18 protein-coding genes are annotated in these 22399 nt (G+C 71.8%); 13 read left to right on the forward strand and 5 right to left on the reverse strand.

Annotation, left to right across the window (positions count from 1 at the left end; translation table 11 throughout):
* Window positions 1-268: 268 nt before the first annotated feature.
* On the forward strand, window positions 269-1405 hold the full coding sequence (locus Q8A52_RS23005) for a glycosyltransferase family 4 protein (RefSeq protein ID WP_316754657.1): 1137 nt from the start codon (window positions 269-271) through the stop codon (window positions 1403-1405).
* On the opposite strand, the gene Q8A52_RS23010 is transcribed toward Q8A52_RS23005, so the two are convergent.
* The 3 genes from Q8A52_RS23010 to Q8A52_RS23020 all read right to left on the reverse strand — a co-directional run bounded on the left by Q8A52_RS23010 (window position 1402) and on the right by Q8A52_RS23020 (window position 6945).
* Window positions 1402-3057: a PucR family transcriptional regulator gene (locus Q8A52_RS23010; RefSeq protein ID WP_316754659.1), complete on the reverse strand. Its 1656-nt coding sequence runs from the start codon at window positions 3055-3057 to the stop codon at window positions 1402-1404. The two genes, Q8A52_RS23005 and Q8A52_RS23010, sit on opposite strands and share 4 nt — an antisense overlap.
* Before the next feature lie 50 nt (window positions 3058-3107).
* A complete protein-coding gene (locus Q8A52_RS23015; protein WP_316754660.1) occupies window positions 3108-4451 on the reverse strand; it encodes an FAD-binding oxidoreductase in 1344 nt (447 codons plus the stop codon).
* 691 nt (window positions 4452-5142) lie between these two features.
* Window positions 5143-6945 carry a glycoside hydrolase family 15 protein gene (locus Q8A52_RS23020; protein WP_316755239.1) on the reverse strand — a complete coding sequence of 601 codons (1803 nt, stop codon included), beginning with the start codon at window positions 6943-6945 and terminating at the stop codon, window positions 5143-5145.
* A 510-nt stretch (window positions 6946-7455) separates the two neighbouring features.
* On the opposite strand from Q8A52_RS23020, the gene Q8A52_RS23025 reads away from it, so the two are divergent.
* The 12 genes from Q8A52_RS23025 to Q8A52_RS23080 all read left to right on the forward strand — a co-directional run bounded on the left by Q8A52_RS23025 (window position 7456) and on the right by Q8A52_RS23080 (window position 21411).
* Complete coding sequence (locus tag Q8A52_RS23025; protein ID WP_316754662.1) at window positions 7456-9126, forward strand: CTP synthase; 1671 nt, start codon at window positions 7456-7458, stop codon at window positions 9124-9126.
* Window positions 9127-9224: 98 nt separating this feature from the next.
* A complete protein-coding gene (locus Q8A52_RS23030) occupies window positions 9225-9851 on the forward strand; it encodes an NUDIX hydrolase (RefSeq protein ID WP_316754664.1) in 627 nt (208 codons plus the stop codon).
* 183 nt (window positions 9852-10034) lie between these two features.
* Window positions 10035-12101 carry a tetratricopeptide repeat protein gene (locus tag Q8A52_RS23035; RefSeq protein WP_316754666.1) on the forward strand — a complete coding sequence of 689 codons (2067 nt, stop codon included), beginning with the start codon at window positions 10035-10037 and terminating at the stop codon, window positions 12099-12101.
* 135 nt (window positions 12102-12236) lie between these two features.
* Window positions 12237-13361 (forward strand): alanine dehydrogenase, encoded by a 1125-nt coding sequence (gene ald / locus Q8A52_RS23040; protein WP_316754668.1) that lies wholly within the window; start codon window positions 12237-12239, stop codon window positions 13359-13361.
* Between the two features lie 413 nt (window positions 13362-13774).
* Complete coding sequence (locus tag Q8A52_RS23045) at window positions 13775-14908, forward strand: ParA family protein (RefSeq protein WP_316754670.1); 1134 nt, start codon at window positions 13775-13777, stop codon at window positions 14906-14908.
* Window positions 14893-15474 (forward strand): hypothetical protein, encoded by a 582-nt coding sequence (locus tag Q8A52_RS23050; protein ID WP_316754672.1) that lies wholly within the window; start codon window positions 14893-14895, stop codon window positions 15472-15474. The genes Q8A52_RS23045 and Q8A52_RS23050 overlap by 16 nt, the downstream gene beginning before the upstream one ends.
* Window positions 15475-16139: 665 nt before the next feature.
* Window positions 16140-16994 (forward strand): segregation and condensation protein A, encoded by an 855-nt coding sequence (locus Q8A52_RS23055; RefSeq protein WP_316754673.1) that lies wholly within the window; start codon window positions 16140-16142, stop codon window positions 16992-16994.
* Window positions 16991-17641 carry an SMC-Scp complex subunit ScpB gene (gene scpB / locus Q8A52_RS23060; protein ID WP_316754675.1) on the forward strand — a complete coding sequence of 217 codons (651 nt, stop codon included), beginning with the start codon at window positions 16991-16993 and terminating at the stop codon, window positions 17639-17641. Before Q8A52_RS23055 ends, scpB begins: the two co-directional genes overlap by 4 nt.
* 12 nt (window positions 17642-17653) lie before the next feature.
* Complete coding sequence (locus tag Q8A52_RS23065; protein WP_316754677.1) at window positions 17654-18724, forward strand: pseudouridine synthase; 1071 nt, start codon at window positions 17654-17656, stop codon at window positions 18722-18724.
* Window positions 18725-18892: 168 nt separating this feature from the next.
* On the forward strand, window positions 18893-19612 hold the full coding sequence (locus tag Q8A52_RS23070; protein ID WP_316754679.1) for an NUDIX hydrolase: 720 nt from the start codon (window positions 18893-18895) through the stop codon (window positions 19610-19612).
* A complete protein-coding gene (locus tag Q8A52_RS23075; RefSeq protein ID WP_316754680.1) occupies window positions 19609-20628 on the forward strand; it encodes an ADP-ribosylglycohydrolase family protein in 1020 nt (339 codons plus the stop codon). The genes Q8A52_RS23070 and Q8A52_RS23075 overlap by 4 nt, the downstream gene beginning before the upstream one ends.
* 3 nt (window positions 20629-20631) lie before the next feature.
* Window positions 20632-21411 (forward strand): nucleotidyltransferase domain-containing protein, encoded by a 780-nt coding sequence (locus Q8A52_RS23080; RefSeq protein ID WP_316754682.1) that lies wholly within the window; start codon window positions 20632-20634, stop codon window positions 21409-21411.
* On the opposite strand, the gene Q8A52_RS23085 is transcribed toward Q8A52_RS23080, so the two are convergent.
* Together Q8A52_RS23085 and Q8A52_RS23090 are read right to left on the reverse strand one after the other, a co-directional pair.
* The gene (locus tag Q8A52_RS23085) at window positions 21377-21823 is read right to left on the reverse strand and encodes a QcrA and Rieske domain-containing protein (protein ID WP_316754684.1); all 447 of its coding nucleotides are present in this window, start codon (window positions 21821-21823) and stop codon (window positions 21377-21379) included. The two genes, Q8A52_RS23080 and Q8A52_RS23085, sit on opposite strands and share 35 nt — an antisense overlap.
* On the reverse strand, window positions 21820-22395 hold the full coding sequence (locus Q8A52_RS23090; RefSeq protein ID WP_316754686.1) for a DUF6529 family protein: 576 nt from the start codon (window positions 22393-22395) through the stop codon (window positions 21820-21822). Before Q8A52_RS23090 ends, Q8A52_RS23085 begins: the two co-directional genes overlap by 4 nt.
* Window positions 22396-22399: the final 4 nt, after the last annotated feature.

Here is a 22399-nt window from a genome sequence, read left to right on the forward strand (position 1 = left end):
ATCACGGGGTCTGACCTTCGTACAGACACTCCGGGGTGTTCGGCCGGCCCGGGATGTTCGACACTCGTGTGGGTGACGCGATCCCCGCGCAGCGCGGCGGGCCCGAGCACCGTGCGCCTCCGCACGGTTCCCGGAACACCGGTCGGTCCTGGCATCCTTGGCAGGGAACGCGGTACGCGTAGGAGGCGCGCGCGGTCGTCCCCTCCGCCCGATACCTTCTGTACGTTTCTTCGTGACCGCCCGACGCCGAACCAGGAGCCCCGGCCACGTGAGCCACGTGAGCAGCAACTCGCCGCACGGTCAGTCGCCGCTGCGCACCGTGCAGGTGCTGGGCGGAGGCAACGCCGGCAGCAGCGCGCACGTGCGCTCCCTGGCCGCCGGGCTCGTCGCGCGGGGCGTGCGCGTCACGGTGTGCGCCCCCGTCGAGGCCGACCGCGCCTATGACTTCACCGGTGTCGGCGCCGAGCACGTCCACATTCCGCGCAGCAGCGACCCGGGTTCCGTCGCCGCGCTGCGGGCGGTCTGCGCGGACGCCGACCTGGTGCATGCGCACGGGCTGCACGCCTCCTTCCGTACCGTGCTCGCGCTCAGTGGCCGGGACACCCCGCTGGTCGTCACCTGGCACAACCGGGCGCACGCCGAGGGGGCGCGCGGGCATCTGCTGCGGCTGCTGGAGCGGCGGGTCGTGCGGACGGCGGCCGTGGTGCTCGGCACCACCTCGGACCTCGTGGGCCGGGCACGCCGCACCGGCGCCCGGGACGCCCGGCTGGCCGCCGTCGCGCTGCCCGGCTCGCGCCCGCCCGCCGAGCCGGACGACCCCGACCGGCATCGCCCCAAGGTGCGGGCCGAACTCGGTGCCATCGGACGCCCGTTGCTCATCGCCGTCGGCTCCCTCGACCGGCACCGCGGCTATGACGTCCTGCTCGACGCGGCCCGCGCATGGCGCCGCCTCGATCCTCCGCCGCTGCTCGTGATCGCGGGGGAGGGGCCGTTGCGCGCGGAGCTGCAGCGGCGGATCGAGGACGAGGAGCTGCCGGTCCGGCTCATCGGGCGGCGGGAGGACGCGCGCGAGCTGCTCGACGCCGCCGATCTGGCGCTGCTGACCAGCAGTTGGGAGTCCCGCTCCGTCCTCGCCCAGGAAGCCCTGCACGCGCGCGTGCCGCTCGTCGCGACCGCCGTCGGCGGCATCCCGGACCTCGTCGGCGACGCGGCCGAACTCGTCCCGTACGGCGACCCGGAGGCGCTCGCCGATGCCGTCGTACGGCTGCTCGGCGACCCCGCACGCTGCGAACTGCTCAGGGAGAAGGGCGTACGGCAGGCGGCCGGCTGGCCCACCGAGGACGAGACTGTGGCCCAAGTCCTCAGCGTGTACGACGAGTTGACCCAGCCGCGCACCTTCGCCTAGGGCACGTGCCGGCGGGCGCGCAGGGCCAGGCTCAATGCCATTACCGTCTGCGGGTCGTCGAGGTCGGTGCCCAGCAACTCCCCGATGCGGGCAAGGCGGTTGTAGAGCGTCTGCCGATTGAGGTGCAGCTCGCGGGCCGTCTCGGCCTTACGGCCCGCGTGTGCCAGATAGGTCTCCAGCGTGGGCAGCAGCGGCGGCTTGGAGCGGTTGTCGTGGTCCCGCAGCGGGCCGATGGCGCGGTCCACGAAGGCCGCCAGGTCCGGGTGGTCGCGCAACCGCCACAGCAGGAGGTCGATGTCGAGGCGGCGGGCGTCGTACCAGGGGCGGTCCGACAGACCCTGCGCCGCCGTCGCGGTCTCCGCCGCGTGCCGCAGCCCGGCCGACGCCGCCGCCCAGCCGCCGGCCACCCCGACGACCACGACGGGCGGCTGCGCTCCCGGCCGCTGCATCCCGGCCCGCTCCACCCCGGCCCGCAGTGCCGCCGCGACCCGGTCGGCCACGGCCGACCGCTCCGACTCGGACCGCAGCCCGAGCAACAGCGGCACCCGCCCCTCCACGGGCCGCACGCCCAGCAGGACCGGCACACCCACCGAGGCCAGCTCCTCCGCGACGGCACGCGCCAGGACTGCCCAGCCGCCGCCGGGGGAGAGGGCGTCGCCCAGCCGCATCACCACCGGCAGCAGCGGGCTGTTGGCCGGCTTGAAGCCCAGCACCCGGGCCTGCGCGGGCGCGTCCTCGGCCGCGATGCGCCCCTCGGCGAGGTCGGTCAGGAAGTCGCCGCGACCGCGTGCCGCGAGCTCCTCCTCCTGGCGGGCCTGCATCAGCACGACGGCCAGGATGCCGGCGGCCCGCTCGGCGGCGATCCGGTGCACGGGAGCCAACGGATTCCGCACCGGCAGCAGCACCAGCCGGGCGCGCACCGAACCCGTGCCCGGCCCGCCGCCCGGCACGTCCACCAGCACCGACCCGGCCGACGGCGGCGCGTCCTTGTGCTGGCCGCGCAGCCCCTCCCACACCTGCAGCGGATCCGCCCCCTCGGGCCCGGACCCGGCGGCGTACAGGAGCTGACCGTCCGTCGTCTCCAGGAACACCGGGTTGCCGCTGAAGTCCGCCAGGATGCCCAGGACCTGCGGCACCCCGCCGCCGCCCAGCAGGGCCTCGGTGCAGCGGCGGTGCACCTCCTCGGCCCGCTGGAGCAGGGCGTAGTGGCCGTTGACGATCTCGGTGTGGATCTCCTCGGTGACCGTCACGAACGGCACCTCGCGGTGCAGCTGGACAAGGGGCAGACCGGCCGCCCTGGCCGTGTCGACGAGGGCGGCGGGGAGCCGGGTGAAGCGCGGGCCGAGCTCCACGACCAGGGCCGCGATGCCGCGCTCCGCGAGGGTGCGCACGAACGCCCGCTGGTCGGCCGGGCGGGTGCCCAGGCCATAGCCGGTGGTGAGCAGCAGCTCGCCGCCCTTCAGCAGCGATGCGATGTTCGGCACCTCGCCCGCGTGCACCCAGCGCACGGTGCGCCCCAGCCGGTCGGCGCCCGCAATGATCTCCGGGAGCCCGCTGCGCAGCCCGGGCAGCTCCAGCGCCCGCTGAACGGTGATCCCCGCGCCCTGCGTATCGAATCCGCTGCCCGCTCTGCTGTCCGTACCGCTGTCCATGCAGCGGACGCTACCTGCGGGAACGCCATGGCGTCAGCTCCGGCGGCAGGCTAGACGGGCCGGATGTTGTGGTTGCAGCGGAAGACGTTGTCGGGGTCGTACGTCCGCTTCACCTTTTCCAGCCGCAACACGTTCCCGGCGCCCAGCCCCGCCCTGACCCGCTCGGGGCCCTCGTCACCGACGAGGCCGAGGCAGACGGCACCGGTGGCCCAGGGGCGGACGTCGGTGCGGGCGTCCCGTATCCAGGCGCGGGCCCGCTCGTCATCGGCCGGGTCGGCCCAGCGGGCGAAGGGATGCGCCAGCCAGGACGCGTCCCGGTACGGAACCGGGTACCGGGCCGGTCCGGTGGCGACGGCGCCGCCGAGCGGGAAGAGCGTGTACCGGGATCCGCTGGGCACCGGCACGGGAACGGCCTCCGCGCGGGCGCAGAAGGCGTCCACCACTTCGTCGGGCAGATCGGCCAGGCACTCCGCCGACCACTGGGCGCGCAGTCCGGGGAAACAGTCCAGCAGGCGCAGCGCCTCCGCGCCGGGCAGCTCCGCCTCGTACGGCAGCGCCAGCAGCGGCTCGGCGACCTTGCGCAGGTCCGCCTCGCCGCCCGCGTACGTCAGCAGCGCGCCGTACACCGGCCTGCCCGAGGCCGGATACGTCACGGCTCCGCTCACCTGGTCGGGCCCCGTTCGGATGATCTCGCGGAAGGTACGGACCACCTCCCGGCCGAATTGTGGGAGGTACAGCAGCAGCGCTACGGAGAACTCCGGCAGCTCGTGCAGCTCCAGGGTCAGCGCGGTGGCGATGCCGAAGTTGCCGCCTCCGCCGTGCAGCGCCCAGAACAGCTCCGGGTTCTCGTCGGGGCTGGCATGGATGCGTTCGGCGTCGGCGGTGACCAGCTCGACCGCGATCAGGCTGTCGACCGCGAGCCCGAAGGCCCGGTCCAGCAGGCCGGTGCCACCGCCCAGGACGAACCCGCCGACGCCGACGGCCGCGGCCGCGACACCGTTGGCGGCCAGGCCGTACGGCCGCGTGGCCCGGTGCAGATGCCCCATCGTGGCGCCGCCTTCGACCCGAGCGGCCTCCCCGGCCGGGTCGACGGCCACCTCGTGCATCCGGCGCAGGTCCACCAGGAGCGCGCCCTCGGTCGGGGCCGTGCCCGCCAACCCGCGGCCGCCGCCGCGTACGGCGATGTGCAGGTCCAGGTCCCTCGCGAAGCGCACGGCCCGGACGACGTCGCCCACGTCCGCGCACTGCGCGATCACGGCCGGGCGCAGGTCGATCATCCCGCTGAACACGGTCCGGGCCTCGTCGTAGCCCGGATCCCCGGGGGCGAACACCTCGCCGGCCAGATCCTCGCGCAGCGCGACAAGGGCCGCGCCCGCCTTGGAGAGGGAAGCCATGGCCGCCCCCTTCGGAGAGGGCCAGTCCGTCCATTTCCAGCCTAGGCGGGCAGGACCACGCGGTCGCGCCCGACGCCGGCCGTACTCCTGGCCGGCCCGAGCCCAGTGCGAGCGTCCAGGCAGTCGGCCACGCTGGGGCAGTGTCGCGCAGCCGTCCCACCCAATCGACCACGCCGAGCCGGCCGGGCCCGGCCGCCCGTGTTTTCGCGGCGCGGTGCCGTGTCGGCCCACTGGGTCGGTGGGGGCCCGGCCGGCCGTGCTCTTCCGGCGGCGGTGCCGTGTCGCGCCGCTCACCCGACCGCGCCCAGGCCACAGCCGTGCTCACCCCACGGCCGCACACTGCCGGCTACGGGTCACCCGAGCACGCCCTGCCGGCCGTGCCGCACCGACGACCGTGCCCTGCCGGCCGTGCTCTCGGTGCCGTGTAGACCGTACTCAGCCGTCCGTGCCCAGTCGGCCGCACTCACCGGACGACCGCGCCCAGCCCGCCGCACTCACCCGAGCCCGCCCGGCCGACCCGCCGAATCGGCCACGCCCCCGGAGGGCTCAGCCGACCACGGCCCCGGGAGGGCTCAGCCGACCATGTCCAGTCGGCCGGGCCCCCGGGCCGCGCCCAGCCGGCCCCACTCACTCGACCGCGCCCCCGGAACGCTCAGCCAACCCCGCTCACTCGGCCGAACCCCCGCAGGGCTCAGCCGCCGTACGCGCCAGAAGCCGTCAGGCGCAGTGCCGTGTCGATCAGTGGCACGTGGCTGAAGGCCTGCGGGAAGTTGCCGACCTGGCGTTGGCGGCCCGGGTCCCACTCCTCCGCGAGCAGGCCCAGGTCGTTGCGCAGAGACAGCAGCTTCTCGAAGAGCTTGCGGGCCTCGTCCACGCGGCCGATCATCGCGAGGTCGTCCGCCATCCAGAACGAGCAGGCCAGGAAGGCGCCCTCGTCGCCGGGGAGACCGTCGACGCCCTCGTGCTCGCCTTCCGTCGGGTAGCGCAGGATGAAGCCGTCCGGGGTGGACAGCTCGCGCTGGATCGCCTCGATGGTGCCGATCACGCGCTTGTCGTCCGGCGGCAGGAAGCCCATCTGCGGGATCAGCAGCAGCGAGGCGTCCAGCTCCTTGGAGCCGTAGGACTGCGTGAAGGTGTTGCGCTCCTTGTCGTAGCCCTTCTCGCACACGTCCCGGTGGATGTCGTCGCGCAGCTCGCGCCACCGCTCCAGCGGGCCGTCCGCGTCACCGGACTCGATCAGCTTGATGGTGCGGTCCACCGCGACCCAGGCCATGACCTTGGAGTGCACGAAGTGCCGGCGCGGCCCGCGCACCTCCCAGATGCCCTCGTCCGGCTCGTCCCAGTGGTCCTCCAGGTAGCGGATCAGCTTCAGCTGGAGCAGCGAGGCGTAGTCGTTGCGGGCCAGACCCGTCATATGGGCCAGGTGCAGGGCCTCGGTGACCTCGCCGTACACATCCAGCTGGAGCTGGTGCGCGGCGCCGTTGCCGACCCGGACCGGGGCCGAGTTCTCGTAGCCGGGCAGCCAGTCCAGCTCGGCCTCGCCCAGCTCGCGCTCGCCCGCGATGCCGTACATGATCTGCAGGTTCTCCGGGTCGCCGGCGACCGCCCGCAGCAGCCACTCACGCCAGGCGCGGGCCTCCTCGCGGTAGCCGGTGCGCAGCAGCGAGGTCAGGGTGATCGCCGCGTCGCGCAGCCACGTGTAGCGGTAGTCCCAGTTGCGGACGCCGCCGATGTCCTCGGGCAGGGAGGTGGTGGGCGCGGCGACGATGCCGCCGGTCGGGGCGTACGTCAGCGCCTTGAGGGTGATCAGGGAGCGGACCACGGCCTCGCGGTACGGACCGTGGTACGTACAGTGCTCGACCCACTCGCGCCAGAACTCCTCGGTCGCCGCCAGCGAGGTCTCCGGCTCCGGCAGCGGCGGCGGCTCCTTGTGCGAGGGCTGCCACGAGATCGTGAATGCGATCCGGTCACCGGGGGCGACGGTGAAGTCGGCGTAGGTGGTCAGCGACTTGCCGTAGGTCTCGGCCTCGGTGTCGAACCACACCGAGTCGGGACCGGCGACCGCCACGGTCCGGCCCTCGTGCTTGTGCACCCAGGGCACGACCCGGCCGTACGAGAACCGCATCCGCAGTGCCGAGCGCATCGGCACCCGTCCGGTGACGCCCTCGACGATCCGGATCAGCTGCGGGGCACCGTCACGGGGCGGCATGAAGTCGGTCACGCGGACCGTGCCGCGCGGGGTGTCCCACTCCGACTCCAGGATCAGCGAGTCGCCCCGGTAGGTGCGCCGCGCCGCCGTGGGCGGCTCCGAGTCGGCTGCGTGGGCGGGTCCGAGCCGCCAGAATCCGTGCTCCTCGGTGCCCAGCAGACCGGCGAAGATGGCGTGCGAGTCGAAGCGGGGCAGGCACAGCCAGTCGACTGTGCCGTCCCGGCAGACCAGCGCTGCGGTCTGCATGTCTCCGATGAGTGCGTAGTCTTCGATGCGCCCGGCCACGTGCAACTCCAGTCGAACGGCCACGTCGCCCCCCAGGGAAAGGGGGGCTTTCGCTAGTGCGGTCAAGGGGTTGTTGTTGTGCGTCGTTGAGCGGTGAAGCAAAGCAGCCGCCCCGCCCTGAGGCAAAACGACAGTCATAGCTCAACGAACTGACGAGCTCTCGTTGTTCCGGTTGGTACGAGCGGGGGTGTGCCGTGTTCTTCCGGCCGGGCTCGGCAGCGAGTGTCCGAGCAGGATACGACGCACGTAGATGATCTGCGTGCCGCTCCGGGCAACCCGTGTGGGCCGAACGAGTGAGCACAGGGTGAGAACACCGTAAGGTGCGCGCGCCCGTGTCGGCCCGTGCGCGGAGCGTGGCCGGAAGCCATCTCCTCGCGGCGCTGATACCCTGGTAGCCCGTGGACCGGTGGGCACGAAACCCCCGAACCGCAGCGACGGCACCCCCGGAAACCTCCGGGCCGGGAGCCGTACCGCACCACAGACAGCGACCACGGGAGCCCCCTCTTGGCCATGCCGCCCAAATCCACGACGACCAAGCACATCTTCGTCACCGGGGGTGTCGCCTCCTCTCTCGGCAAGGGCCTCACGGCCTCCAGCCTCGGCATGCTGCTCAAGGCCCGGGGACTGCGCGTCGTGATGCAGAAGCTCGATCCGTACCTGAACGTCGACCCGGGCACGATGAACCCGTTCCAGCACGGTGAGGTTTTCGTCACCAACGACGGCGCCGAGACCGACCTGGACATCGGACACTACGAGCGCTTCCTTGACCGTGACTTGGACGGCTCCGCCAACGTCACTACAGGCCAGGTGTACTCGACCGTCATCGCCAAGGAGCGGCGCGGTGAGTACCTGGGCGACACGGTGCAGGTCATCCCGCACATCACCAACGAGATCAAGCACCGCATCCGCCGTATGGCCACCGACGAGGTGGACGTCGTGATCACCGAGGTCGGCGGCACGGTCGGCGACATCGAGTCGCTCCCCTTCCTTGAGACGGTACGCCAGGTCCGCCACGAGGTCGGCCGCGACAACGTCTTCGTCGTACACATCTCGCTGCTGCCCTACATCGGCCCCTCCGGCGAGCTGAAGACCAAGCCGACCCAGCACTCGGTCGCCGCCCTGCGGAACATCGGTATCCAGCCGGACGCGATCGTCCTGCGCTGCGACCGCGAGGTGCCCACCGCGATCAAGCGCAAGATCTCGCTGATGTGCGACGTCGACGAGGCCGCCGTGGTGGCCTGCCCCGACGCCCGCTCGATCTACGACATCCCGAAGACGGTGCACGGAGAGGGCCTGGACGCCTATGTCGTCCGCAAGCTCGACCTCCCGTTCCGTGACGTGGACTGGACGACCTGGGACGACCTGCTCGACCGCGTCCACAACCCCGACCACGAGATCACCCTCGCCCTGGTCGGCAAGTACATCGACCTGCCCGACGCCTACCTCTCGGTCACCGAGGCGCTGCGCGCCGGCGGCTTCGCCAACCGGGCCCGCGTCAAGATCAAGTGGGTCACCTCGGACGAATGCAAGACCCCGGCGGGCGCCAAGGCGCAGCTGGGCGACGTGGACGGCATCTGCATCCCGGGCGGCTTCGGCGACCGCGGTGTGCTCGGCAAGGTCGGCGCCATCCGCTACGCCCGCGAGAACAAGATCCCGCTGCTCGGTCTCTGCCTGGGCCTGCAGTGCATCGTGATCGAGGCCGCGCGCAACCTGGCCGACATCGCGGACGCCAACTCCACCGAGTTCGACGCCGCCACCGGCCACCCGGTCATCTCCACCATGGCCGAGCAGCTGGACATCGTCGCCGGCGAGGGTGACATGGGCGGAACGATGCGCCTGGGCATGTACCCGGCCAAGCTGGCCGAGGGCTCCATCGTGCGTGAGGTGTACGACGGCAAGGAGTACGTCGAGGAGCGGCACCGGCACCGCTACGAGGTGAACAACGCCTACCGCGCGGAGCTGGAGAAGAAGGCCGGCATCCTCTTCTCGGGCACCTCCCCGGACGGCAAGCTCGTCGAGTATGTCGAGTACCCGCGCGACGTCCACCCCTACCTGGTCGCCACGCAGGCGCACCCGGAGCTGCGCTCGCGTCCGACCCGTCCGCACCCGCTGTTCGCCGGGCTCGTGAAGGCGGCTGTCGAGCGTCAGCGGGCAGCGGGCGCGCAGGAGAATTCGAAGTAACACACCAGTTGTACGGTTGCCGGGGTGCATACCTTCAAAAGGTGAGCACCCCGGTTTCATCCGGCCGGTCTTTTGTGAAGCGTGTGGAAGGACAGGGCATGACGATCAAGGACACTCCCGAGGAGTGGGAGATCCGGGCCACGGAGACCCCCTTCGTGGGGAACAAGACCTCCGTCCGCACGGACGAGGTGGTCATGCCCGACGGTTCGGTGGTCCGCCGCGACTACCAGGTCCACCCCGGTTCGGTGGCGGTCGTCGCCCTCGACGAAGAGGACCGCGTTCATGTCATCCGCCAGTACCGCCACCCGGTCCGGCACAAGCTGTGGGAGATCCCGGCCGGTCTGCTCGACGTGCCCGGCGAGAACCCGTTGCACGCCGCCCAGCGCGAGCTGTACGAGGAGGCGCACGTCAAGGCGGAGGACTGGCGGGTCCTGACCGACGTGTACACCACCCCCGGTGGCTGCGACGAGTCCGTACGGATCTTCCTCGCCCGTGATCTGTCCGAGGCCGAGGGGCAGCGCTTCGAGGTCGAGGACGAGGAGGCCGACATGGAGCACGCGCGCGTGCCCGTGGCGGAACTCGTCCGGGGTGTGCTCGCCGGCGAGCTGCACAACAACTGCCTCGTCGTGGGGGTCCTTTCCCTGGTCGCCGCCCGCGACGGCGACGGCCTCGACGCCTTGCGCCCGGCCGAGGCACCCTGGCCCGCGCGTCCCTTCGAGTCCTGAAGCCGGCCACCTCGAGCCCTGAACCCGGCCGCCCCGCCGCCGGTGTGACGATCGCCTGATCCGATCGAGGGACCTGCCCGCCGTGCTCCGCACGGATCGTCGCAGAGCGTGAACTAGGCTCGACTCACGCCCGAACCGGAGTCCCGGCGGGCTTGCGCGTTCGGTGGGACGGGAGTGTGGCCCGTGACGGATCAGGCGGTGGACACGGACGGCGTGGGGCTGTCGGGCGACGCGGTGGAGAAGAGCCATTTCCTGGGCCGTACAAGGGAGTTGAAGGAACTCCGCGCCGACATCGAGCGAGCGGGCCTCGACACCCTCTCCGGCCGCAAGGCCCCACGCGCGCGCGTGCTCCTCATCGCGGGCCGGCCCGGCTCCGGCCGTACGGCGCTCGCCGAGGAGCTCGTAAGGCAGGTCGCCGAAGGGTACGCCGACGGAGTGCTGCGCGTCCGGCTCGGCGAGCCCGACGGCACCCCGGTGCCGGTCGAACGCGCCGCCCGCGAACTGCTCACCGCCCTGGACCTGCCCACCCCGCCCGGAGCTGCCGAGGACGAGCTCACCGAGGCGCTGCGCGCGGCCCTGGCCGAGCGGCGGATGCTGCTCCTGCTGGACGACGCGGCCGGTGCCGAGCAGGTCGACGCGCTGCTGCCGGACACCCCGGACTGCCTGGCCGTCGCCGTGTCCGAGGGCCCGCTCACCGGGATCGCGGACGTCCGGCCCTGCACCCTGGGCGGCCTCGACACCAAGTCGGCCCTGGAACTGCTGACCCGGTACACCGGCTCGGTCCGTATCACCGTGGACCCGCGCGCCGCCGAGAACCTCGTCGAGGTGTGCCAGGCGCAGCCGGCCGCGCTGGCCCTGGCCGGCGGCTGGCTCGCCGCACGGCCCCAGGCGGGCGTCTCCGACCTGGCCAAGCGTCTGCACGCCGAGGCCGACGAGGGGACGCCGCTCGGCCGGGTCCTCCGGCTCGTCCACGACCATCTGCCGGGCCCGGCCGCCCGGATACTGCGACTGCTCTCGCTGGCCCCCGCCGGCCTGGTCGACCCGCACACCGCCTCCGCCCTGGCCGGCTGCTCGGTGAGCACCGCCCGCACCACCCTGGACGACTTCGTCGCCTTCAACCTGCTGCGCGCCGTGGGCTCCCCGCTGCCGCAGTACGAGGTCCCCGCCTGCCTCTTCCCCCTGCTGCGTGCCCTCGCCGAGAGCCATGACCGCCCCGGCGAGCTCCAGCTGGCCCGCGCCCGCATGCTGGAGCGGACCGTACGGCTGCTGCAGTCCTGCCGGGCGATCACCGAGACGGACAACCCCGAGGCGCGCGAGAAGCTCCAGGGCCTGCCCCGCTCGCTGCGCTTCCCCAGCCCCAGGGCGGCCGCCGACTGGCTCGCCGTCCGCAGGCCCGCCCTGCTGGCCGCCGCCCGCCTCGCGGTCGCCGACGGGGAGCTGGACACGCTGGCCCGCCGGCTGATGTCCCAGCTGGTCAGGGCGATGGTGGCGCATGTCGGAACCCAGGCGGCCGCACCCGATCTGTACGGTATCCACCGCCTCGTCCTCGACGTGGCCGAGCGCCGCAGACTGCCCCGCGAGAAGGCCGCCGCCCTGCTGAACCTGGGCGACCTGGACGCCCGGACCGGCCGGACCGGCGAGGCGCTGATCCGCTACCGCGCCGCGCTGGACGCCGGACGCGAGGCGAACGACCCTTACGCCACCGGCCGCGCGATGGAATCCGTAGGCGGTGCGCATCAGGAGCTGGGGGACCACGACCGGGCCGCGGACTGGTTCGGGCGGGCCCTCGCCCAGCGCCTGGCCCGCGACGAGCGCGCGGACGCCGCCCGGCTGTACGGCCGTATCGGCACCGCCCACACCTATGCGGGCCGCTACGGCGAGGCGCTGCGGAACTGGCGGGCGGCGGTTGCCGGGCACCGCAAGAGCGGTGATGTCGCCGCTCAGGCACGGGCGTTGAGCGAACTGGCACGGGTCCAGGAGTACGCGGGGCGGCCCGAGGAGTCGCTGCACACCTGCCAGGAGGCGGTGGAGTGGGCGCGCCGTGCCGACGACGTCCGGCTGCAGGCCGCGCTGCAGCTGCGGCTCGCGGACACCCTGGAGCGGCTGGGCGACTCCGCCGCTGCTCGACTGCACCGCGGGGCTGCCGAGCGCATGCTGGGAGAGGAACTCCAGGAGAGCCACGAGAGCGATGCAGAAGCAGATCCCGGCTCTAACGCCTGCGAAATCCGCAGCGCATCCGTCGAAGATTGATGCAATGAAAGGCTAGACAGCCGGAACGCCTTCATTAAACTGGCTCTGCCGCACGTTCTCCTGCGGTGCATCCTGGTGTGCCCCCGCATGCCGGGTATGTCTTGCAATGCCCCCACACCCTCTGAGCCAAGGACCGTGATCGACGTGAAGGTCGGCATCCCCCGCGAGGTCAAGAACAACGAGTTCCGGGTGGCCATCACCCCCGCCGGCGTGCACGAGCTGGTGCGCAACGGCCACCAGGTCGTCGTCGAGCGGAACGCCGGCGTCGGCTCCTCGATCCCGGACGAGGAGTACGTGGCGGCCGGCGCCGAGATCCTGGAGACCGCGGACGACGTCTGGGCCACCGCCGACCTGCTGCTGAAGGTCAAGGAGCCCATCGCGGAGGAGTACCACCGCCTCCGCAAGGACCAGATCCTCTTCACGTACCTGCACCTGGCCGCCTCGAAGGAGTGCACGGACGCGCTCCTGGAGTCCGGCACCACGGCGATCGCCTACGAGACCGTCGAGCTGCCGAACCGCGCGCTCCCGCTGCTCGCCCCGATGTCCGAGGTCGCGGGCCGGCTCGCCCCGCAGGTCGGTGCCTACCACCTGATGGCCGCGGCCGGTGGCCGTGGTGTGCTGCCCGGCGGTGTTCCGGGCGTACCGGCCGGCAAGGCCGTCATCATCGGCGGTGGCGTCTCCGGCTGGAACGCCGCGCAGATCGCCATCGGCCTGGGCTTCCACGTCACCCTGCTCGACCGGGACATCAACAAGCTCAAGGAAGCCGACAAGATCTTCGGCACGAAGATCCAGACCGTCGTCTCCAACGCCTTCGAGCTGGAGAAGGCCTGCCTCGACGCAGACCTCGTCGTCGGTGCCGTCCTGATCCCGGGCGCCAAGGCCCCGAAGCTGGTCACCAACGAGCTGGTGTCCCGGATGAAGGCCGGAAGTGTCCTTGTCGACATCGCGATCGACCAGGGCGGTTGCTTCGAGGACTCCCACCCGACCACGCACGCCGAGCCGACCTTCAAGGTCCACAACTCGGTCTTCTACTGCGTGGCCAACATGCCCGGCGCGGTGCCCAACACCTCCACCTACGCGCTGACCAACGCCACGCTGCCGTACATCGTCTCGCTCGCCAACAACGGCTGGGTCGAGGCGCTGCGCCGCGACGCCGCGCTGGCCAAGGGGCTCAACACCCATGACGGCAAGGTCGTTTACAAGGAGGTCGCCGAGGCCCACGGCCTGGAGCACCTGGACCTGGAGACCCTGCTCGGCTGAGCCGACCGGCTGCGCCGCTCCGCTAAGTCACCATACGGTAAAGGCGATACGTCAACACGAGTCGTCAACCGCGCGTACCCGGCCGGACCTTGCCCGACAAGGTCCGGCCGGATGTGTGTATGGTCACTTTGCGACTCTCGGTCAACTCGCCTCGAACGTAACCCTTCGACCGATTCGCACACCGGTGAAACCTGCCGTGCGACGGCCGTACGCCCTTGACAGAGGGATGTTTCATTGCCGACACATCCTGCCGGGTCCGGCGGATTGTGTTGCTGCGGACCGCCGACACGCCATAGAGTCGCCAACCGTCGGCATGGTGCCACGCTGACCTGTCTAGAAGTTTCCTGGTCACCAAGGAGGTAAGACGACTTGTGAATGAGTCGACATTTTCTCCCGGGGGTGGTCAACCAGGAATGCCTGTACGGGGCCAGGGCCCCGAGGGGTTCGAGGCTGTCGGCTCCGTCGCGGTGCGTACCTTCGCCCAACAGAGTCACCGGACTGCAGGGGTGACTCACTCAGCACACCAGAGCATGGATGGCCATCACGTGAACGCCATGGCCGGCGACGGAAGTGGCGCGCCCCACAACCAACTCGCCGACTACGACGAATTGTCCCAGGGGCACTTCTACGACCCCGACGCCGAGTACGAGCCGGACCCGGAGTACGCGGCCACGCTCGCGCCCGACGCCGCACGCCAGCGTCGCGAGCGCGTCGGCCCGACCGGCCGCCCGCTGCCCTACTTCCCGATCCCGGGCCCGCTGACCGACCACGGCCCCGCGAAGATCATCGCGATGTGCAACCAGAAGGGCGGCGTCGGCAAGACGACGTCGACCATCAACCTGGGTGCCGCGCTCGCGGAGTACGGCCGGCGCGTGCTGCTCGTGGACTTCGACCCGCAGGGCGCGCTGTCGGTGGGCCTCGGTGTCAACCCGATGGAGCTCGACCTCACCGTCTACAACCTGCTCATGGAGCGGGGCATGTCCGCGGACGAGGTCCTCCTGAAGACGGCGGTCCCCAACATGGACCTGCTGCCCAGCAACATCGACCTGTCGGCCGCCGAGGTCCAGCTGGTCTCCGAGGTCGCGCGCGAGTCCACGCTCCAGCGTGCGCTCAAGCCGCTGATGGACGACTACGACTACATCGTGATCGACTGCCAGCCCTCGCTCGGCCTGCTGACCGTCAACGCCCTGACGGCCGCGCACAAGGTGATCGTGCCGCTGGAGTGCGAGTTCTTCGCCCTGCGTGGTGTCGCGCTGCTCACCGAGACCATCGAGAAGGTCCAGGAGCGGCTCAACCCGGAGCTGGAGCTCGACGGGATCCTCGCCACGATGTACGACTCGCGCACCGTGCACAGCCGTGAGGTGCTCGCGCGCGTCGTCGAGGCGTTCGACGACCACGTCTACCACACGGTCATCGGGCGCACGGTCCGCTTCCCGGAGACCACGGTCGCCGGTGAGCCGATCACCACGTACGCCTCCAACTCCGTCGGTGCCGCCGCCTATCGCCAGCTCGCCAGGGAGGTGCTCGCCCGGTGTCACGCCGAGTGAGTCTGCCGGGGGCCGACGAACTGTTCCGTACGACAGGGGGAATGGCGCTCCAGCCGTCCACTCCCCGGCGCCCGGCCAACGGCGAGGCCCGGGTGCCGGCTCCCGCGGGGGAGAGCGACGCGGCCGCCGCGACGGAGGACGTGCCGCCGTCGGTGCCCGTGCAGGGCGGCGACGGCGACGGCGCGGAACATGTGGCGGTGGAGGCGGAGCCGACCGACGCGGGCGAGTCCCGCAGCCGGGGCGCCTCGGCGGAGCGCCCGGCACGCCGTCAGGCGGCGCAGGAAGGTTCTGCCGCCTCTTCCGCCGGTGCGCAGCCCCGCAAGCGCGGGGGCCGGGCGGCGGCACGGCGCCCCAGCGGGCGCGAGCGGCACGACGAGAAGATCACCGTGTACGTGTCGGCCGAGGAACTGATGGACCTGGAGCACGCCCGGCTGGTGCTCCGGGGCGAGCACGGGCTGGCCGTCGACCGCGGACGCATCGTCCGCGAGGCGGTCGCGGTGGTGCTGGCCGACCTGGAGTCCCGGGGAGACGCGAGCATCCTGGTACGGCGGCTGCGCGGCCGGTAGTCGGCTCGGTGGGCGGTAAGCGATAGCCTGCGACGGCTATGACCTCGAACGACGTTCCCGCCCCCGGCCCCTCGGCCGGCCGCAGGCGTGCCCTGGGGCGGGGACCGGGCACGGCTCCACCGCCGCCGTCGGCGCCGGACGCGTCGCCGGCCGAAGCGCCCGCGGCTCCCACGAACGCCCCGGAACCGAAGCCCGAGCAGCCCACCCCGGCCACGGAACCCGACACCACCGCACCGCAGCCGGGCCCGGCGCCCGAGCCCGAGGTCGCCTTCGCTGAGCCTGAGCCGGAGGGCTCGCGGTCTGGTTCCGCCGGGTCGGAGCCAGGCATCGCGGAGTCCGAGGCCGTAGTCATGGGCAGCGATCCGGGGCTCGCCCAGTCCGAGGCCGTCCTGCCTGGGCCGGAGTCGCAGGGCTTGTCGGCGGCGCCGGGGGTCCCCGAGTCCGAGGCTGTGCTTCCGGGGTCCGAGCCTGCGGGCCTTCTTTCCGAGCCCGAGCTGCAGGGCTTGCGGTCCGGGTCCGCCGGGTCGGAGCCAGGGATCTCCGAGACCGTGGCGCTGGGGCGCGAGCCGGGCGCCTCCGAGCCTGCGGCTGTGCCTTCGGGAGCCGAGCCTGCGGGTGTCCTCCCCGGGACCGGGCCGGACCTCTTCCTTCCCGGGGCGGCGCCCGTGCGGTCCTCGGTTTCCTCCTCCGGTGACGGCGGTGCGGTCGTCGACGGTGTCTTCAAGGTGCGGCTTGCCAACTTTGAGGGGCCCTTCGATCTGCTTCTGCAGTTGATCTCGAAGCACAAGCTGGACGTCACCGAGGTCGCTCTGTCCAAGGTGACCGACGAGTTCATGGCGCACATCCGGGCGATGGGGCCGGACTGGGACCTGGATCAGACGACCGAGTTTCTCGTCGTCGCCGCCACGCTGCTCGACCTCAAGGCCGCCCGGCTGCTGCCCGCCGCCGAGGTCGAGGACGAGGCCGACCTGGCTCTGCTGGAGGCCCGCGACCTGCTGTTCGCGCGGCTGCTGCAGTACCGGGCGTACAAGCAGATCGCCGACATCTTCAACCACCGCCTCGACCAGGAGGCCCGCCGCTACCCCCGTACGGTCGGCCTCGAACCGCACCACGCCGAGCTGCTGCCCGAGGTCGTCATCAGCATCGGCCCCGAGGGCTTCGCCAAGCTCGCCGTCAAGGCGATGCAGCCCAGGGCCAAGCCCCAGGTGTACGTCGACCACATCCACGCCCCGCTGGTCAGCGTGCAGGAGCAGGCCGGGATCGTCGTCGCACGGCTCAGGGAGCTGGGAGAGGCCAGTTTCCGGGTCCTCGTCGAGGACACCGACGACACCCTGACCGTCGTGGCCCGCTTCCTCGCGCTGCTGGAGCTGTACCGCGAGAAGGCCGTCGCGCTGGACCAGGAGACCGCCCTCGGGGACCTGATCGTCCGCTGGACCGGCGGGGACGGCCACGAGACACCGCGGGTGACCGACGAGTTCGACCGGCCGCCCGAGGAGCCCAAGGAGGAGAAGAAGGCGTGAGCGAGGAGATCACCGACGTCCCGGCCGGACTGCGCACCGTCGCCGACCTCGACCTCAAGCCCGCCCTGGAGGCGGTCCTCATGGTCGTGGACGAACCCGCGACCGAAGAGCACCTCTCGAAGATCCTCCAGCGGCCGAGGCGCCAGATCGCGGACGCGCTGCGCGAGCTGGCCGACGAGTACACCGTCCAGGGGCGGGGATTCGAGCTGCGGCTCATCGCCGGCGGCTGGCGTTTCTACACCCGTCCCGAGTACGCGGCCGCCGTCGAGGGCTTCGTCCTGGACGGCCAGCAGGCCCGGCTCACCCAGGCCGCGCTGGAGACCCTGGCCGTCGTCGCCTACCGCCAGCCGGTGAGCCGCAGCCGCGTCTCGGCCGTACGCGGAGTCAACTGCGACGGTGTTATGCGCACCCTCCTGCAGCGCGGTCTGGTCGAGGAGGCGGGCACGGAACCCGAAACAGGTGCGATCCTGTACAGGACGACGAACTACTTCCTGGAGCGGATGGGCCTGCGCGGTCTGGACGAGCTCCCGGAGCTCGCGCCCTTCCTCCCGGAGGCGGAGGCGATCGAGGCCGAGACCCAGGAGGGCGTACCGTCGTTCGACCCGGACGCGCCCGACGCGTCCGGCGGTCAGGACGCAGACGACTAAGACGGAAACTTGATGCGAAGCAGCGGCAGCGGCAAGAGCGGCGGGCGCGGGAACTACCGCGGTGCCGGCAACAACAGGGACGAGCGGCAGGGGCAGGGCCGTCCCCGCAAGCCCCGCCCCGAGGAGCGCCGCTACGACGTCGGCCCCGGCGCCACCCAGGACGGCCCCAAGTCCGGGCGCGGCGGCGCCGCCCGCGGCGGTGCCAAGGGCGGGCCCAGGCAGTCCCAGCAGGGCGACGGGCGCGGCCGTAGTGCCCCCGGGCGCTCGCGCGAGTACGAGACCCGCGCGGAGGAGCGCAACCGCGAGCGGTACGCGGGCAAGAAGGACGTCAAGCTGCCCAAGACCTTCCCGGGCGCCGAGCAGGAGGGCGAGCGGCTGCAGAAGGTCCTCGCGCGCGCGGGCTACGGCTCCCGGCGTGCCTGCGAGGAGCTCATCGAGCAGGCGCGGGTCGAGGTCAACGGCGAGATCGTCCTGGAGCAGGGCCGCCGCGTCGACCCGGAGAAGGACGAGGTCAAGGTCGACGGCCTGACGGTCGCGACGCAGTCGTACCAGTTCTTCTCGCTGAACAAGCCCGCCGGTGTCGTCTCCACGATGGAGGACCCCGAAGGGCGGCAGTGCCTCGGCGACTACGTGACCAACCGCGAGACGCGGCTCTTCCACGTCGGCCGGCTCGACACCGAGACCGAGGGCGTCATCCTGCTCACCAACCACGGTGAGCTGGCGCACCGCCTGACCCACCCCAAGTACGGCGTGAAGAAGACCTATCTCGCCGCCATCGTGGGCCCGATCCCGCGGGACCTGGGCAAGCGTCTGAAGGACGGCATCCAGCTGGAGGACGGCTACGCGCGCGCGGACCACTTCCGGGTCGTCGAGCAGACCGGCAAGAACTATCTCGTCGAGGTGACCCTCCACGAGGGCCGCAAGCACATCGTGCGCCGCATGCTCGCCGAGGCCGGCTTCCCGGTCGAGAAGCTGGTGCGGACCGCCTTCGGCCCGATCACCCTGGGCGACCAGAAGTCGGGCTGGCTGCGGCGGCTGTCGAACACCGAGGTCGGCATGCTGATGAAGGAGGTCGACCTCTAGGAGGGCTCTCAGCGGCTCTGTGGCGGCCGGTACCGGGTTTCCCGGTGCCGGCCGCCTGCATGTGCGCGCAAGGCGCTCAGGGAGCCGCTGAGGGGTTGCGGTGCCGAGGTCGTGCTATTTATAGTCGCGGTGACTATTAGTCGCCCTGACCGCAAAGGAGGCGAGACCGTGGAGGGCTACGACAAGTACGCCTACGAACCCTTCGCCGTCACCGTCGACCTCGCCGTCCTCACCCTGCGCGCGAACGCGTTGCACGTGCTGCTCGTCGAGCGGGGCCAGGAGCCCTTCGCCGGCCACTGGGCGCTGCCCGGTGGCTTCGTACTGCCGGACGAGTCCGCCGAGACGGCCGCCCGGCGTGAACTGGCCGAGGAGACCGGCCTGTCGGACGTCTCCGGACTGCACCTGGAACAGCTGCGGACCTACAGCGAGCCCGGCCGCGACCCCCGGATGCGGGTCGTGTCGGTCGCGTTCGCCGCGCTGCTGCCCGACGCGCCCGAGCCGCACGGCGGCGGCGACGCGGCCCAGGCCCGCTGGCTGCCGTACGACGCCGCCCGGCCGCTCGCCTTCGACCACGACCGGATCCTGTCCGACGCCCACGAACGGGTCGGCGCCAAGCTCGAGTACACCTGCCTCGCCACCGCTTTCTGCCCGCCCGAGTTCACCCTCGGCGAGCTGCAGCAGGTCTACGAGACGGTGTGGGGGACGGCGCTCGACCGTCCCAACTTCCGCCGCAAGGTGCTGGCCACGCCGGGCTTCGTCGAGCCCGTGCCCGGGGCCGCGCGGCTGACCGGCGGCCGCGGCAAGCCGGCCGCCCTCTACCGCGCGGGCACCGCCACCGCCCTGCACCCACCCCTGCTCCGACCGTCCCGGGAAGGACGCCCCGCATGACCACCACCGTGACCAAGCGCGCCGCCACCGGATCCCTGCTGGGCCTCGCCCTCGGGGACGCGCTCGGCTTCCCCACCGAGTTCAACGACGTCCCGTCGATCCTCGCCAAGTGCGGACCCTGGCGGGAGATGGAGCTGCCGAAGCGCCCCTTCGTCTCCGACGACACCCAGATGACGCTGGCGCTGGGACGCGGGCTGCGCACGGCCATGGACCGCGGGGTGCTCGCGCCCAAGCGGCTGGAGCGGCCGGTGCGCGAGGAGTTCGTGGACTGGTACCAGTCGCCCGAGAACAACCGGGCTCCCGGGCGCACCTGCCTGACGGCGTGCAGCCTCCTCAAGGAGGAGGGGCGGCCCTGGCAGGACGCCAGCCAGATCGGCTCCAAGGGCTGCGGCGCCAACATGCGCGTCGCCCCGGTCGGACTCGCCCCCGGCCTCAGCGACGAGCAGCGCGCCGGCGCCGCCCAATTGCAGTCCGCACTGACCCACGGGCATCCGACGGCACTCGCCGCCTCCGACCTCACCGCCCGCGCCGTACGGCTGCTCGCCCAGGGCGCCGAGCCCACCGGCCTGGTCGGACTGCTGCGCTCGTACGCCCTCGACAACCGCACCCGCTATCACCACACCTGGCTCGGCGACCTGTGGACCCGCTCGCAGGACCCCTCGCCCGAGCACTTCATCGCGCGCGGCTGGGACGAGTGCCTGGAGATCCTGGGCCGCCTCCAGGACGCCGTGCGCACCGCCTCGCCCGAGGCCGACCCCTGCCTGGCCACGGGCGCGGGCTGGATCGCCGAAGAGGCCCTGGCGACCGGCCTGCTGTGCTTCCTGCTCTTCGTCGACGAACCGGTCACCGCCCTGCGCCGGGCCGCGTGCAGCTCCGGCGACTCGGACTCCATCGCCTGTCTGACCGGTGCCTTCGCGGGCGCCCACCTGGGCGAAGACGCCTGGCCGACCGCGTGGGCGGACCGGATCGAATACCGGGGAGACCTGCTCACCCTGGGGGCGCTCTGGGACGCTTAGCCCATGATCGACGTTCTCGACCTGGACCTGACGCCCGTCGTCGCCGAACAGCCGGACCCTCTGCTGTTCGCGACCGTCTCCGGCGCGCATCTGTACGGCTTCCCCTCGCAGGACTCCGACCTGGACCTGCGGGGCGTCCATCTGCTGCCCGCCGCCGACCTGGTGGGGCTGCGCGAGCCGGACGAGACGCGGTCACGGACCTGGGTGCGCCACGGCGTCGAGATGGACCTCGTCACCCACGATCTGCGCAAGTTCGTACGACTGATGCTGCGCCGCAACGGCTACGTCCTGGAGCAGTTGCTCTCACCCCTGGTCGTGCACACCACCGACGCGCACAGCGAGCTGGCCGAGCTCGCGGCGGGCGTCATCACCCGTCATCACGCCCACCACTACCGGGGGTTCGCGGTGACGCAGTGGCGGCTGTTCGAGAAGACCGGTGAACTCAAGCCGCTGCTCTACACGTTCCGGGTGCTGCTCACCGGCATCCATCTCATGCGCAGCGGGCAGGTGCAGGCCCATCTGCCCACGCTCGCCGGGGGACCGGACGCGCCCGCCTGTCTGCCGGAGCTGATGGCGGCGAAGGCGGAGCGCGAGCACGGGGCCGCCGAGGTCGACCACGCGCGTGTGGAGGCCGACGTGGAACGCCTGCACGCCGTGCTCGACGAAGCCCAGAGCGCCTCGGAGCTGCCCGACGCGCCCAGCGCCCACGACGCCCTGCACGACTTCGTGGTGCGCGTCCGGCTCGGGGTCACACCAGCAGGATCGTCTCCCCTTCGACCTTGATGTTCTTCGGTGGCAGCGGCTCGGTAGCCGGGCCGTGGGCCACCGCGCCGTCGGTGACGTCGAACTTGCTGCCGTGACAGGGGCAGTCGATCGTGCGGTCCGCGACCTGGGACACGGTGCAGCCGTGATGGGTGCAGATGGCCGAGAAGGCCTTGAACTCGTTCTGGTTCGGCTGGGTGACCACGACCTTCTGTGCCTTGAAGATCGCGCCGCCGCCGACCGGGATGTCGCCGGTCTTCGCGAGCGCCTGCCCGGTGGCGGCGCCCGAGGGCGAACCGGACTCCTTCTTTCCGGACTCCTTCGTCTGGCTGGAGCCCTGTTTCTCGCCGTAGTTGCTGCATCCCACGGATCCCGCCGCGAGCGCCGCCGCGCCTGTCGCCAGAACCGTGCGCCGCGTCGAGTCGTGCGTCATGTCGTCACTCCGAAGGTGCGGAAGAACCAGAAGGCCGACGTCAGCCAGATGACCGTAAGAGCGGCGAACACCAGTCCGCCGACGACCGGCAGCAGCCAGCCGGGAAGTCGCTCCGAGCGGAGCAGCAGCATCTTGGCACTGAAAGCACCGAAGAAGAAGCAACCCAGGAAGGAGTGCCACAAAACGCGTGTTTCATACGTCTGATAGCCCAATGCGTACAGACAGTGCACCGCCACCGGAACCGCCACCAGGAACGCCACCCGGCCCGACCAGCGGTGCAGCACCGGCGCCCAGCCCGGACCGGGCAGCTTTCCGTACATCATCAGCGCCGAGACCAGCTGGATCACCGCGAAGAAGACCGCGGTGGTCGCCAGCCACGACTTCACGGCGCCCGTGCTGCTGAACCCGGCGAGGTTGAAGGCGGTCCCCGCCGGGTGGTGGACCTTTCCGTACACGCCGAGGGCGACCGCGACGGCGGCGGCGACCAGCGCCGGGACGAGATAGCGGGCCGGGTGCGGGCGGGACTCGGGTGAGGGGAAGCTCTGGGTGGCGGCGTTCGGGTCGACGGTCATGGTC

This window comes from Streptomyces herbicida (assembly GCF_032656585.1).
Taxonomy (GTDB): domain Bacteria; phylum Actinomycetota; class Actinomycetes; order Streptomycetales; family Streptomycetaceae; genus Streptomyces; species Streptomyces herbicida.

What these genes read in the sequence shown, in the direction of transcription:
- Q8A52_RS23010 (WP_316754659.1), bottom strand. Translation starts at nt 3,057, where the DNA reads ATGGACAGCGGTACGGACAGCAGAGCGGGCAGCGGATTCGATACGCAG.
- Q8A52_RS23015 (WP_316754660.1), bottom strand. Translation starts at nt 4,451, where the DNA reads ATGGCTTCCCTCTCCAAGGCGGGCGCGGCCCTTGTCGCGCTGCGCGAG.
- Q8A52_RS23025 (WP_316754662.1), top strand. Translation starts at nt 7,456, where the DNA reads ATGCCGCCCAAATCCACGACGACCAAGCACATCTTCGTCACCGGGGGT.
- Q8A52_RS23030 (WP_316754664.1), top strand. Translation starts at nt 9,225, where the DNA reads ATGACGATCAAGGACACTCCCGAGGAGTGGGAGATCCGGGCCACGGAG.
- Q8A52_RS23045 (WP_316754670.1), top strand. Translation starts at nt 13,775, where the DNA reads ATGCCTGTACGGGGCCAGGGCCCCGAGGGGTTCGAGGCTGTCGGCTCC.
- Q8A52_RS23065 (WP_316754677.1), top strand. Translation starts at nt 17,654, where the DNA reads ATGCGAAGCAGCGGCAGCGGCAAGAGCGGCGGGCGCGGGAACTACCGC.
- Q8A52_RS23075 (WP_316754680.1), top strand. Translation starts at nt 19,609, where the DNA reads ATGACCACCACCGTGACCAAGCGCGCCGCCACCGGATCCCTGCTGGGC.
- Q8A52_RS23080 (WP_316754682.1), top strand. Translation starts at nt 20,632, where the DNA reads ATGATCGACGTTCTCGACCTGGACCTGACGCCCGTCGTCGCCGAACAG.
- Q8A52_RS23085 (WP_316754684.1), bottom strand. Translation starts at nt 21,823, where the DNA reads ATGACGCACGACTCGACGCGGCGCACGGTTCTGGCGACAGGCGCGGCG.
- Q8A52_RS23090 (WP_316754686.1), bottom strand. Translation starts at nt 22,395, where the DNA reads ATGACCGTCGACCCGAACGCCGCCACCCAGAGCTTCCCCTCACCCGAG.